Annotated in this window: 14 protein-coding genes; 8 read left to right on the plus strand and 6 right to left on the minus strand. The window is 69.6% G+C overall.

Annotation, left to right across the window (positions count from 1 at the left end):
• Window positions 1–4: 4 nt before the first annotated feature.
• Window positions 5–403: a TauD/TfdA family dioxygenase gene (locus GA0115254_RS28170; RefSeq protein WP_093898102.1), complete on the minus strand. Its 399-nt coding sequence runs from the start codon at window positions 401–403 to the stop codon at window positions 5–7.
• A gap of 186 nt (window positions 404–589) precedes the next feature.
• On the opposite strand from GA0115254_RS28170, the gene GA0115254_RS28175 reads away from it, so the two are divergent.
• The 6 genes from GA0115254_RS28175 to GA0115254_RS28200 all read left to right on the plus strand — a co-directional run bounded on the left by GA0115254_RS28175 (window position 590) and on the right by GA0115254_RS28200 (window position 7,002).
• A complete protein-coding gene (locus GA0115254_RS28175) occupies window positions 590–1,612 on the plus strand; it encodes an AraC family transcriptional regulator (RefSeq protein WP_093898103.1) in 1,023 nt (340 codons plus the stop codon).
• 381 nt (window positions 1,613–1,993) lie between these two features.
• Window positions 1,994–3,052, plus strand: coding sequence for a beta-keto acid cleavage family enzyme (locus tag GA0115254_RS28180; protein WP_093898104.1), 1,059 nt, complete (start codon window positions 1,994–1,996; stop codon window positions 3,050–3,052).
• A 78-nt stretch (window positions 3,053–3,130) separates the two neighbouring features.
• Window positions 3,131–4,102 carry a quinone oxidoreductase family protein gene (locus tag GA0115254_RS28185; RefSeq protein ID WP_093898105.1) on the plus strand — a complete coding sequence of 324 codons (972 nt, stop codon included), beginning with the start codon at window positions 3,131–3,133 and terminating at the stop codon, window positions 4,100–4,102.
• A 39-nt stretch (window positions 4,103–4,141) separates the two neighbouring features.
• A complete protein-coding gene (locus GA0115254_RS28190; protein ID WP_093898106.1) occupies window positions 4,142–5,059 on the plus strand; it encodes a TauD/TfdA dioxygenase family protein in 918 nt (305 codons plus the stop codon).
• A gap of 30 nt (window positions 5,060–5,089) precedes the next feature.
• Complete coding sequence (locus tag GA0115254_RS28195) at window positions 5,090–6,421, plus strand: MFS transporter (RefSeq protein ID WP_093898107.1); 1,332 nt, start codon at window positions 5,090–5,092, stop codon at window positions 6,419–6,421.
• A complete protein-coding gene (locus GA0115254_RS28200) occupies window positions 6,418–7,002 on the plus strand; it encodes an RBBP9/YdeN family alpha/beta hydrolase (RefSeq protein WP_093898108.1) in 585 nt (194 codons plus the stop codon). Before GA0115254_RS28195 ends, GA0115254_RS28200 begins: the two co-directional genes overlap by 4 nt.
• A gap of 457 nt (window positions 7,003–7,459) precedes the next feature.
• Here the strand turns inward: GA0115254_RS28200 and GA0115254_RS47845 are convergent, their stop codons facing one another.
• The 5 genes from GA0115254_RS47845 to GA0115254_RS28220 all read right to left on the minus strand — a co-directional run bounded on the left by GA0115254_RS47845 (window position 7,460) and on the right by GA0115254_RS28220 (window position 9,787).
• Window positions 7,460–7,990 carry a DUF3592 domain-containing protein gene (locus GA0115254_RS47845; RefSeq protein WP_370740958.1) on the minus strand — a complete coding sequence of 177 codons (531 nt, stop codon included), beginning with the start codon at window positions 7,988–7,990 and terminating at the stop codon, window positions 7,460–7,462.
• Window positions 7,912–8,313, minus strand: coding sequence for a hypothetical protein (locus GA0115254_RS47850; protein WP_370740959.1), 402 nt, complete (start codon window positions 8,311–8,313; stop codon window positions 7,912–7,914). The genes GA0115254_RS47845 and GA0115254_RS47850 overlap by 79 nt, the downstream gene beginning before the upstream one ends.
• A gap of 288 nt (window positions 8,314–8,601) precedes the next feature.
• Complete coding sequence (locus GA0115254_RS28210) at window positions 8,602–8,955, minus strand: hypothetical protein (RefSeq protein ID WP_176740324.1); 354 nt, start codon at window positions 8,953–8,955, stop codon at window positions 8,602–8,604.
• Window positions 8,956–9,086: 131 nt separating this feature from the next.
• Window positions 9,087–9,350 (minus strand): hypothetical protein, encoded by a 264-nt coding sequence (locus GA0115254_RS28215; protein WP_141720922.1) that lies wholly within the window; start codon window positions 9,348–9,350, stop codon window positions 9,087–9,089.
• 11 nt (window positions 9,351–9,361) lie between these two features.
• Window positions 9,362–9,787: a hypothetical protein gene (locus tag GA0115254_RS28220; RefSeq protein WP_093898110.1), complete on the minus strand. Its 426-nt coding sequence runs from the start codon at window positions 9,785–9,787 to the stop codon at window positions 9,362–9,364.
• Between the two features lie 368 nt (window positions 9,788–10,155).
• On the opposite strand from GA0115254_RS28220, the gene GA0115254_RS28225 reads away from it, so the two are divergent.
• On the plus strand, window positions 10,156–11,526 hold the full coding sequence (locus tag GA0115254_RS28225; RefSeq protein WP_093898111.1) for a hypothetical protein: 1,371 nt from the start codon (window positions 10,156–10,158) through the stop codon (window positions 11,524–11,526).
• Window positions 11,526–12,812: a hypothetical protein gene (locus GA0115254_RS28230; protein ID WP_093898112.1), complete on the plus strand. Its 1,287-nt coding sequence runs from the start codon at window positions 11,526–11,528 to the stop codon at window positions 12,810–12,812. Before GA0115254_RS28225 ends, GA0115254_RS28230 begins: the two co-directional genes overlap by 1 nt.
• Window positions 12,813–12,815: the final 3 nt, after the last annotated feature.

The raw sequence follows: 12,815 nt of genomic DNA on the forward strand, positions 1-12,815 counted from the left end.
GCGGTCACCGTTGGTGCCGGCAGCCGCCGAGGCCCACGGAGTTCTGTGCCGCGATCACGTCGCGGGGGGCAACCCCGCCGCGGCCGGGACCGCCGCCGGTGCTGCGCGGATGTCCCCAGAAGCCGGGCGGCAGGCCGCGTCCCTGCCGCATGGCCAGCCACAGCCGCAGGACGTGGCGCTTCAGTTCGGGCTCGGTGAAGTCCTCATATTCCGTGCGGGAATGAAGAACCGCATGGTTGTTGAGGAACAGCAGGTCGCCGACCTCGAAGTCGACTTCGAGCCGGAGCTCCGGTGACTCTGCCAGTGCGTCGACGAGGTCGAACAGTTCCACGTCCGTCGGCTCCAAGGGGGGAGTATCAGGAAAGCGCTGTGCGGATTCGAGGTAGCAGCGGTTGTAGCGCATGCTGAGCTTGCCCTCGCTCCTTGTTTGCGATGGTGTTCTCCGCTCGATTTCCGATCGCCGGGACGCCGCATTCAGGCGGAGAGACCCACCGCGGTGGTGCAACGCTAGGTCACGACGTGGCCGCCGGCTTGACGTGACGTGACATCTCACTTATCACTTGGGGACATAGCCCCCTGGAGCGCGCCCATGAAGCCTCTTGTCCGCAATGCAGCGCTGAACAACTATGTCGAGGTCAGCCAGTCGCTCGGCATCGATGCGCGGGCCCTGATGAAGCGCGTGGGCCTGGACCCTGTCGGCCTCGCGGTCCAGGACAGATGGATCCCCGGCACGGCGGTCACCCAGCTGCTCGAACTCTCCGCGGCGGCCGCACGGCGTGGAGACTTCGGCCTGCTCCTCGCCGAGCGACGCAGCTTCTCCAATCTCGGCCCCATCAGTCTGGTCCTGCGCGACGAGCCCGATGTCCGCAGCGCCCTCGAACTTCTCGTCCGCCATGAGCACATGTACAACGAGATGCTCCGCAGCCGACTCTCCGCGGCGAACGGCCTGGCCACCCTCAAGGTGAGCCTCGAACTGGGTGAGGCATTGGCCGCCCGCCAGGCCACGGAGCTGGCCGTGGGCGCCTTCCACGGGGTCCTGCGCAGCTTTCTCGGTGCTCGGTGGCAGCCGTTGTCCGTGTGTTTCACGCACGACGCGCCGGCGGATCCCGGTACCCACCGACGACTCTTCGGCCCTGTGGTGGAATTCGACCGGGAGTTCAACGGGATCGTTTTCTACGCCAGCGATCTCAAGGCGCCCAACCCCATGTCGGACCCGCTGCTGCGGACCTACGCCCGGCAGTATTTCGAGTCCATCGCGGTCTCGAAGGACACCACCGTGCTGGATCGCGTGCGTGAGCTGATCGAAGTCCTGCTGCCCACCGGGCGCTGTTCGATCGAGCAGGTCGCAGACAGCTTCGGCATCGACCGGCGGACGATCCACCGGCACCTCGCGGCCTCGGGCGAGACATTCTCCGCCGTTCTCAACGCCACACGTACCCAGCTCGCGGAGCAGCTCGTGGCGAACCCACGCCGCTCGTTCACGGAAATTTCCGGGCTCCTGGGATTCTCGGCACCGAGTGCCTTCTCGCGGTGGTTCCGCGAGCGGTTCGGCTGCAGCCCGAGGGAGTGGCGGGTCCGCAGTACCAGGCAGCAGCCTTCCGGCGAGGAGTGACCACCAAGGTTTCTGGGGCGTGGAACGGCAGGCCACGCCGCATCCCGGCATGACCCTGCCTGGGTCCGGGGACGACGGCCGCGAGGCAGGGCATGTCCCCAAGCGGTAAGTCTTCTGTCCCCTTCGGTCAAGCGCGCGCCGTAACCCGCCCTTAACGTTGCCTCACCGCAAGGGACAGGACCGACACCACGAGGACGGGCAGAAACCCTGCTCGCAGCCACATGTCCCCTCCCGGGCCCGCTGATCTTACTCCGATACCCCGGCGAGCCCGGGAACCCCGTCTGCATTCCCGCGTCCGCTCCTCGCAAGCCCTTTGGGCCTCGCATCGAAGGCAGTGATGCGTGCGGCGAGTGAAGACCCATCCGACAAAGGAGATGGACCATGCACTTCTTCGACGACTCCCTGTACCCGGAGAACCAGGAGAGGCTGGTCATCCAGGCCGCGCCCTACGGGCCGGAGTGGCTGCCCGGTGACGCCGACGACCTGCCGCTCACCATGGACGAGCACGTGCAGGCGGCCGTCGACTGCTACAACGCCGGCGCCACGGTGCTCCACATACACGTGCGCGAGCTGGACGGCCACGGATCCAAGCGCATCTCCATGTTCAACGAGCTGATGGCCCGCCTGCGCGAGGCCGTGCCGGACATGGTCCTGCAGATCGGCGGGTCGATCTCCTTCGCCCCCGAGGACGAGGGTGGCGACGCCAAGTGGCTCAGCTACGACACTCGCCACATGCTGGCCGAGATCACGCCCAGGCCCGACCAGGTGACGATCGCGATCAACACCAACCAGATGAACATCGTCGAGCTCTTCGACGACGAGGACATCGAGGGCACCTCGATCGCCAAGTCCGGCTACTACAAGGCCTATCGGGACATGGTGGTCGAGGCAGGGCCGGACTTCTACCTCGAGCACCTCAAGCGGCTCCGTGCCAACGGCATCCAGCCGCACTTCCAGCTCGCCAACATGGCGCAGCTGGAGACCGTGGAGCGGCTGATCCGCAAGGGCATCTACAGCGGGCCGCTGGTGCTCAACTACGTTGCCATCGGCGGCGGGTTCGCCGGCCGGCACCCGGCCGACCTGATCGAGTTCATCCGCCGCGTCCCGGACGGCGCCGTGCTCACCATCGAGGCATCCATGCGTGCGGTGGCGCCGATGAACGCGATCGGCATCGCACTCGGCACGCACGTGCGGGTGGGCAACGAGGACAACCTGTGGCGGCACAAGGGCGAGCGGATGTCCTCCGTGGAACAGGTGGAGCAGATGGTCAAGATCGCCCGTGCGCTCGGGCGTGAGATCGCCACCGGGCAGGAGGCGAAGAAGATCTACAAGATCGGCGAAGTGTACTCGGACGCCGACGAGACCCTGGCCCAGCTCGGCATGGTGCCCAACCGCCGCCCCGGCCGGCGCGGTTCCATGCTGCGCGACCTCAAGAGCTGACCCGACCCCACTGGCGGCGGCACGGATTCCCGCCGCCGCCCCCACACGGCCCCACAACACGAGTAAACGGAGCACGCCTTGGTACACGCCATTCGATTCCACGAAACCGGTGGCCCTGACGTCATGCGGTGGGAAGAGGTCACCGTCGGCGACCCGGGTCCGGGCGAGGTACGGATCCGGCACGTCGCCGTCGGACTCAACTTCGCCGACACCTATTTCCGTACCGGCCTGTACCCGGCTCCACTGCCTGCGGGGCTCGGCGTGGAGGCCTCGGGCGTGATCGAGGCCGTGGGCGAGGGCGTGACGCATGTCGCCGAGGGCGACCGTGTGACCTACACCGGCAGTCCGCTGGGTGCCTACAGCACGGAGCGGGTCATGCCCGCGGATTCACTGATCAAGCTGCCGGACGAGATCGGCTGCGAGACTGCCGCGGCGATGACCATGCGCGGACTCACCTCGGCGTACCTGCTGCGCCGGATCCATCCGCTGAAGTCCGGCGATACCGTGCTGCTCCACGCGGCGGCCGGCGGCGTCGGTCTGATCGTCTCCCAGTGGGCGAAGCTGCTCGGCATCACGGTGATCGGCACGGTCTCCAGCGAGGAGAAGGCCGAGGTCGCCCGCGCCCACGGCTGCGAGCACATCATCTACTACCGGCGCGAGAACGTGGCCGAGCGGGTGCGTGAACTGACCGACGGCAAGGGCGTCCCGGTCGTCTTCGACAGTATCGGCAAGGACACCGTCGCCGGATCCATGGCCTCGCTGCAACGCCGCGGCCTGTTGGTGTGTTTCGGCACGGCCTCCGGAGTCCCGCCGCTCGACGCCATGCAACTGGCCATCCACGGCTCGCTGTTCGTGACCCGCCCCGCGCTGGCCGACTACATCGCCGAGCCGGCGGAGCGGGACGCCCTGGCCGGGGAGCTGTTCGGGCACGTCGCGGCCGGTCGCATCAAGATCGAGACCAACCAGCGCTACGCCCTTCAGGAGGCGGTACAGGCCCATCGTGACCTGGAAGCGGGACGGACCACGGGATCTTCCGTCTTCGTCCTCTGAGCTCGCCGTGCCCCGCACGTGACCCCCAGGAGTGAGCACATGCCCCAGACCGTCCGCCCGAAGGAAGACACGCCCGCCCTGGTGCGTCCGGGCGTTCTCCGTCCCTCGATCAAGGTTGAGCCGCTGACCTGCACCATCGGCGCCGAACTGTCCGGTGTGAACCTCGGCGATGCCGCACGCGACGGCGATCTGTTCTCCGAGATCAAGGCGCTGCTGCTGCAGTACAAGGTCCTGTTCCTGCGTGACCAGGACATCACGCGTGCCGAACACATCGCCTTCGCCGGGCGCTTCGGCCCGCTGGAGGACCATCCGGTGGTCGGCAGCGACCCCGACCACCCGGGGCTGGTCCGCATCTACAAGGATCTGGACAGCAAACCCGAGCACTACGAGAACGCGCTGCACTGCGACGCAACCTGGCGCGCGTGCCCGCCCATGGGCGCCGTGCTGCGCTGCGTGGAAACACCAGAGGTGGGTGGTGACACGATCTGGGTCAACATGGCCGAGGCCTATCGTAGGCTGCCGGAGCACATCAAGACGCAGATCGCGGGGCTGCGCGCACGGCACAGCATCGAGGCGACCTTCGGTGCCGTGATGCCGACGGAGCAACGCCATCAGCTGAAGGCCCGCTTCCCGGACCCGGAGCACCCGGTGGTGCGTGCCCACCCGGAGACCGGCGAGCAGATTCTCTTCGTCAACGCCTTCACCACGCACTTCGTCAATTACCACACACCCGAGAACGTGCGCTTCGGCCAGGACTACGCGCCCGGAGCGGGCAGGCTCCTGAACTACCTGATCAGCCAGGCGGCCGTCCCCGAGTACCAGGTGCGCTGGCGCTGGCAGAAGAACAGCGTGGCCATCTGGGACAACCGCTCCACACAGCATTACGCCGTCCAGGACTACTGGCCCGCCGTCCGCAAGATGGAGCGCGCGGGGATTGTCGGCGACGAACCTTTCTGAGCCCTGACCAGAGACGAAGAGGTGATGCCAATGGGACTGCACACTGCCGGCACAAAGGTGCCAGGGACGTCTCCCGCCGCACCGGCTGTATCCCGTAGCTATGCCTGGCTGGTGTTCGCCCTCGGTTTTGGGCTTCTGCTGTCCGACTACATGTCGCGACAGGTCCTCAACGCGGTTTTTCCCCTGCTGAAGGCGCAATGGCTGCTCTCCGATGCCGAGCTGGGTTCCCTCAGCGGCATCGTGGCCCTGATGGTCGGTGTGCTCACCTTCCCCCTGTCGCTCCTGGCGGACCGCTGGGGCCGGGTCAGGACCTTGGTCATCGCCGCGACGGCCTGGAGCCTGGCGACGCTGGGCTGCGCCATTTCCGCGAGCTACGGCCAGATGTTCCTGGGCCGGTTCATGGTGGGCGTCGGTGAGGCGGCTTACGGGAGCGTCGGTATCGCGGTGGTCCTCAGCGTGTTCCCCATCGGTTTGCGGGCCACGCTCTCCGGAGCCTTCATGGCGGGGGGTTCGTTCGGCTCCGTGCTGGGTGTGTCGGTCGGCGGTGTGATCGCCCAGGAGCATGGCTGGCGCTGGGCGTTCGGCGCGATGGGAATCCTCGGGCTGGTCCTGGCCGCGGTCTACGGCCTCGTGGTCACCGAGAAGAGGCTGGGCCCGGCGTCCATCCGTAACAGCGCCATGTCCGGCGAACGCGCCTCCATCCGGACCCAGCTGCCGCGACTGTTCTCCTCGGTCTCCGTGGTCTGCGCCTATATCGGCAGCGGGCTGCAGATGTTCATCGCGATGGCCCTGCTCGCGTGGATACCCAGTTTCCTCAACCGGTACTACGCCATGCCTCCTGCGAAGGCCGGCCTGGCCGCCGGGGCCTTCGCGCTGATCAGCGGCATTGGCATGATCCTCTGCGGGATCGTCGCGGACCGCCTCAGCCGGAAGGCCGCGGCCCGGAAGTGGATCGTTGCGATCGTCTGCGCTCTCGGGTCGTTCGTGCTGCTGACGGCGGGATTCCACCTGCCGGCCGGCCCGCTGCAGCTCGTGCTGATCGCGGCCGGGACCCTGGTGGCCGGCGGTACAGCCGGTCCGGCGGCCGCCATGGTGGCCAATCTGACCCCAGCCGCCATCGCGGCGACGGCTTTCGCCACCCTTACGCTGGCCAACAGCCTGCTCGGGCTGGCTCCCGGACCCGCGGTGACGGGCATGCTCGCGGACCACCTGGGCCTGCTCGGCGCACTGCGGCTGATCCCGCTCGTCGCGCTCGCGGGCGGCGTGGCCTTCACCATCGGGAAGTTCTCCTACGAAAAAGATCTGCGCCGCCTGGGGCTGCTCCCCGACCTGGCGCTCAGGATTCCGGAGTTGCAGTCATGAGTCTCAGCACACTGCCGACGGTCGTCATCGTCCCCGGGCTGCGCGATCACGTGCCGGACCACTGGCAGACGGTCCTCGCCGACAGGATCGCCGACGCCCGAACCGTTCCCCCGCTGGAGAAGGACAGGCTGAGCCGCGACGCCCAGGTTGCCGCACTGGACGAGGCGCTGTCGGACATTTCCGGCCCCGTCCTACTGGTCGCCCACAGTGCAGGGGTGATGACCACCGTGCACTGGGCGCAGCGACACCGGCGTCCGGTCAAGGGGGCGCTGCTGGCGACGCCGCCCGACTTCGTCACCCCGCTGCCGGACGGCTATCCCACCCCGGAAGTCCTGCGCGAAAACGGCTGGATGCCGACGCCACGGACACCCCTGCCCTTCCCCAGCATCGTCGCGGCGAGCACGAACGACCCCCTGGCCGATGTCGATCACGTCGCCGGTCTCGCCCGGGCGTGGGGGAGCCGCCTCGTGGACCTCGGCCCGGTCGGACACCTCAACCCTGCCTCCGGCTACGGTGAATGGTCCCGGGCGCAGGAGTTCGTCCGCGAACTCGGCCGAGCCTCGTCCGACATGTCCGCCTGACCGGCGATGGCAAATGATCTCCATGCCCCTTCTGGGACAGACCGCGTCACCGGATGGCGCGACATCGTCGCGGGGACGGGAACACGTCCTGACCCGGACCGAGCTTGCTTCCGGCTTGGAGTGGGATCGTGTCAGCCGAGCCGAAGCACGTGAGGGGTGAGCCGGGTTCTGCTCCGTGACTGCCGGTCAGGAACGGTTTGGCGGTGGGAGAGAAGGGGAGTCACAACATGATTCCGGCTCTGCTGTCGACGGCTCCAGCGAAAGGCGCCTGACGAACGAGAGCCCAGGGCGGGCGCCTTTTTGATGCCGCTGGAAGAAGCCGGGCACGGCCTTCCGGCGCCGGCCCTGTCGCGTCGCCGTCGGGGTCGTACCCCACGGCACGGATCGTCTTCCTTCCCGTACAGGCCCGGCCCCGCGGAGCGGCGTGGCCCCGACGCGAGTGCCGGGGCCCGAGGTTTCACAGTGCGGCCGCGCCGATCACGATCGCCGCTGTTCCGGTGAGCAGGAGGGCGACGATGAAGGCGATGCTCCTCGCTCCGGAGCGACGGTCGGCTGCGGGGTCGGGTGTGTAGACGGCCGGGTCCGTGGGGGCGTAGTGGATGGTGAGGTCGCGGCCGAGGGACAGGCGCGGGTCGGGGATGCCGTCGCGGGACAGGACAGTGACGTGCGTGCCCTGACGGGTGGTGAAGGTGACGACGGGGGCGTGGCTGACGATCTCGCCGCCCTCACCGTCGGTGTGGACGTCCTTGGTGACGGCCACGACACGGGCCGGGACGGCGACGGCCGAGGCCAGCAGGGCGTTGCGGGCGCGCGCCAGGCGGATGTCGGGGCTGATCGCCCCGACGGCGGTCAGCAGGGCACCGAAGCCGAGCAGTGCCCACGGGTAGCCCCGGACGACGGTCGCATGGATCACCAGCCCGATGAAGAGCAGGACGACCGCGCAGTTGGGGCCGTTGCGTCCGCTCTTCTCGCCCACGGTGTCGAACACGACGAGGAACCGGTGCGGTTGCCCGGGGGGTAGCGCACGTCAACTTCCCGGCCCACCCAGGCTTCCCGGATCGCGTCGCCGTGCCTGCCTGCGTTCGGCAGGGTGAACTCCTGCCCGGTGGCCGGGTCCTGGAACGCGAATGTCACCGGTATCCCGGGCTTCTCGGAGTCGCCGTGGGCCGGCTGCCCCACTTCCACGATCCGCGCCTTCACCCATACCGCTCGCTGGGCCCGGGTCACTCCGGCGAGCGAGCGCCCGTAGCCGAGCAGCGCCAGCCCCGCGGGCACCACCCACCACAGCGCCAGTACCTCGTCACTGCTCATCCGAGCCCCTGCCCCTTCTCCGCGGAAGGCAGCCCGCGGGACGCTTCGGCCGCGCACCCAGCACACCGGCCGCGCACGCATGGGTGAACCCCGCTGTCCGGATGCGGGGAAGGCGGTTGAGGGGGAACCGCGGATGCTCGACGCCGTACGCTCCGATGACGACGGCCATGACCTCGCGGAACCTTTGGAGCCGGTGCTGCGCCGACCCCCACCGACCGACCGGGGCCCCTGAGCCGACTTCGCCGCCGCGCCGTCCCCGCCGCCCATCTCCTCCGCAGGCGTGCCCGCTCAGAACTCGACACGGAACCGGCCGCCCGACGGGTCGACGACGGCTGTGAGCCGAAGACCCACGCGCAGGGCGGGATGGTGCGTGCGCTTCCAGGTCGTCTCGAACGTCCGCAACCCCGGCCCGCTGACCCGTAGACCGACCGCGACGCCGGATTCCTCCCCGCTCCAGTCGAAGTCGGTCAGGTCGGTGATCTCCGCGGTCGCCGGAACACCCACGGCGTCGAGCCGCCGGTTGTGCTCTCTGTCGACGACAGTGTTGCCCCAGAACGCCAGGCCCAGGGGAACAAAGACCACCGTGAACACGATGCCCATGACCGTGAGCTCCGCGCCGGCGAGGAGGGCGAAGCCCAGCATGACCGGACCGCACAGGCACATCACCGCGGCAATGATGTAGAGGGACGTTGGCTTCCCACAGGCCGATCTGCGATATCTGTGTCATCTGCGGCTTGGGGCCGATCCCGCCGTTGTCCCCGTCATCGACCATGTCAGCGCTCCGAGCCCTCGGGTCGGCTCCGCGCCAGCCGGTCCGCCAGGGCCTGCAGGCCGACGAGCCGGTGCGGGTCGTACAGGATGGAGTGGCGTCTGCCGTGCTTGGTGGTGATCGTCAGTCTGCGGCTCCGGCCGGGACGGAACTCCAGACGAGGCTCCTCCCAGATGTGGTACCGGGCGGCGTCGACATAGCCGAACACCTCCAGCACCCGGCCGTCGAAGGAGAGCAGGACGGAATCGGTCGCCGGCGCTTCGTGCAACGGCGTCGGGATCACGGTGCGACGCCGTCCCCGGCATAGAGGTAACCGCCGGGCCGGGCGGGGTCGGACACCAGTAGCACCTGGTCGCCGGTGCGAGGGATCCGCAGTTTGGAGACGATGGTCTGGAGGGTGATCCGGTCGGTGGTCCCGGACGGCTGCAGGATCAGGTCGACGACCGGGTCGTAGTTGACCAGCTTGCCGGTGTCGCTGATCGATACGACGACGGCGGGTATGGTCGGCGCTCCCATGGCGACCAACTGCCGGGCATCCAGGCCGGAGTTGTACGCACCGATCGACTGCTGGAGTCTGGTGAAGTCCTCGTTCCCGAGGAATGCACGCGTGGCGCGGCCGTAGAAGCCTTTGCCGCCGGCCACCTTGCCGGCGATCTCGGCCGCCCGCTCCTCGCGGGTCTGGCGACGTTTCCCGAAGATTCCCATGAGGCTCTCCTTCTGGTGATGTCCGGTGCGGTCCGGACGCGGGGGTCGGCGGGCAGCCGGAGGGCCACCTCGTTATCGGCGTTCGACAGGTACGGGACGGTGACGGAGCGGCCGCCCTGTACGCGGCCGGTCAGGCGGGCGGGGAAAGACCGTTGGACGGTCGCCTCGTACGACGATCCGCCGGGGCGGCCGATGAGTTGCCCGGCGACCGAGGTGACCGTCCCACGGCCCGTGTCGCGCGGTTGACCGTCCTGGTCATGGGTTCCCTCCTCGCCGTCGGCCCGGCCTGACGGTGTGGACGCTAGCGGCCGGGGACACCTACCGATCCCAGGTTCGCCCGCCCGTTCCGGACGACGTACTCTCCTCACATGCCGCCTCCGAGCCAGCAGACCGGCGAGCGCCGACCGCGCGCCATGGTCATCGACCGGGCCTGGCGTGGCCTCGGGCCGGGGCTGGAGTCGCTGAGCGGCCCCGGTGGCGCACCGTTGACCCGGACGGTCAAGCTGATCGTGCTACCGCTGATCGTCAGGCCGGCGCTGCATCCTGAACTTGCGGTGGACTTCCTCGGACCGGCGCACGCCGCGCGCCTGGACGCGCTGATCCAGGAGTCGGGTACGCGTCTTGAGGCGACGGCACAGTGGTTCACGCTGCTCAAGAGGACCCGCCGGTCTCTGGGCATCGTGGCGGGCAACCCCCAGGACCTGTACTTCCAGCGGTGCTTCGAGCTGGCCACCGAGCACGGAAAGCCCTCGGCCGGTGCGGACGCCGTGGCCAGGGCAGTGGTGGAGGACGTGGTCGGCGCGGCCGGCGGACGCACGGTGGAAGTGCTGAAGAACCATCTGGCGGACGCTGCCCGGCGCGCCCGGCTCGACGGGGAACTGGCCACCGCGTGGGGGAGTCATCAGCCGGCCCCATCCGCCGACGCGGTCGCGGCAGTCGCACGCGCGGCCGAGGTACTGGAAGCCTGCGGCGCGCCGGGGCGGTCGCGGAACTCGCCGGAGTACACGTCCATGGTCGAGGCGGGACACGGAGGATTGTTCGGCCGGGCCCTGTGGGCGGACACGAGCGGTGTCTGGGGCCGCGACGACCTCCCTGTGCATCTGGGGCTGACCGTGTGGCCGGTGCCGCCGTGTCCGGAGGCGGGGCTGGGTGCCTCGACGGCCACGCTTCCCGCGCCACTGGACCGCACGCTCTTCGAGCGGCTCTTCGTCGTTCTGCAGTCGTCGGCCCGGCGCGAGGAACTGCCGACGGTGCCCGAGCTCGTGAAGCGGGAGATCGGACGCAGTTGCGCTCCGCTCGGTCTGTACGACGAGAGCCTGCGCGTCGCCGTGGTCCTCGGCGGCCGGCTCGCGGTCGGTCTCGACCCGCTGGGCAGCGGGGATTCCGCGCTGGGGCGGACAGCGGCGCACCGGACCGTCAACAGCCGCTGGCGACGGGAGGCTTCGGTTCTTCGTGCACGCCGGATGACCGTTTCTCCCCGCCCCGACCCGGGCGGCGGCGTCCTGGACGCGCTCGCCCAGGACCTCCGTACGCCCTGGACCGCCTACATGCGGCGGCTGTGGGTGCGGCTGCACGGGCGGGATGTCCGCGACGCACCGCTGGGCGACATCGCGTCGGCCTGGGCGGTGCTCGACGGGGTCGCCCGTTCGGTGATGATGGACCACCGAGCCAGGGTCCGGTCGGCGCTGCGCACGCTGTCGGCGACTGCCGCGGAAGCGACCGAGCGGAGCAGCGCGTGATGGCGCAGGCAGGCATCGACGTCCATGTCGCGCGGGGCGAGGACGGCACGATCCGGGTCGCCTCCGGCCCTGTCGTCGGCCGGGCCGACGACGGCAGCGGCGTGGCTGCCGCGGGTCCCGGCTTCACCGGGGCCGTTCTCGACGTCGCGGGCGCGGTTCTGGTCTGGCCCGTCCTCGGGGAACCGGGATTGCCGGTGGCGGAGGTGGATGACGTGGGGCGGGCGCAGCAGTGGCTGTGGGCGGTCTACGGTGAGCGCACCGCCGCTGCCGTGCACGCCTGCGCGGCAGGGGAGTCGGCCGGTGTCCGGGTGACGGCGGACATGACCGCTCTCGCGGGCGGCGCCGCCCGGCTCGGCTTCGGGCACTGGGCGTCCCGGTGGTGGCCGGCGTCGTACGCGGACGGGATACCGGCGCTCGAACCGGACGTGCTCGGCCTGGAGCTGGCCGCACTCACCCACCGGTGCCATCAGTTGTTCGACGACTTCGGCGATCAGCCCGATGACTGCGCGGCCGAACTGATCGAGGAGCATCAGGCCGCCCTCGACCCGCTGATCCAGTGGTGGCGCACGGCATCACAGCCGGCGGACACGGCACGCCACCTGGAGAGCGTCCTGCGGCTGATCGACAATGCGGCGGACAGCGCCGGGCTGGACGGGCCGGTGCTGCGCCGCCTCCGCTCATCCCTGGACCAGGGCCGTCCAGCCGCTACGCCGGCCGGCCCCGGCACGCTGTTCGCACGGCACGACGGCTACGCACTCGCGGCGGGCGAACCGCTCCTCACCGGCGGCCGGGTGATCGCCCGGGGCTCAGGGACCAACGACTGGCACCGCTACCCGCCCGGCTTCGTCGACGCTTCCGAGCACGCGGTGTCCTGGACCGCTCGCGCACTCGGCGCGCGACGGCGGATCGAGGTCGAGGTCGTCGCACACGTCGCGGCACCCGCCGGCGGTGCGTCCCTCGTCGCGGAGGTCCGTGTGAACGGTGGCCTCCCGGACCGGGTGGTCCTCGCCAGAAGGGACGACATGTGGACCGGCCGGGCGGATTTGGACCTGCCCCTGCCGGCCGGGGCGATGCCGCCGCGTTTCGAGGTGGGTGTCCTGCTGCCCGGATTCGACCCGGGTCCGGGTCCCGAAGGCCGCGAAGACCGCGACGCGATCCGCGCGCTGGTCCGGCGGCGACTTGCAACCGCGGCACAGCCTCCGGCACACCACGCGTCGCCGCACGACGCGTCTTCGGGGCTGTTCCTTGCCGAGATCGCCGCGCTTGCCACCGGCGAGGACTACTGACGG

This window comes from Streptomyces sp. Ncost-T10-10d (genome assembly GCF_900091955.1).
GTDB lineage: Bacteria > Actinomycetota > Actinomycetes > Streptomycetales > Streptomycetaceae > Streptomyces.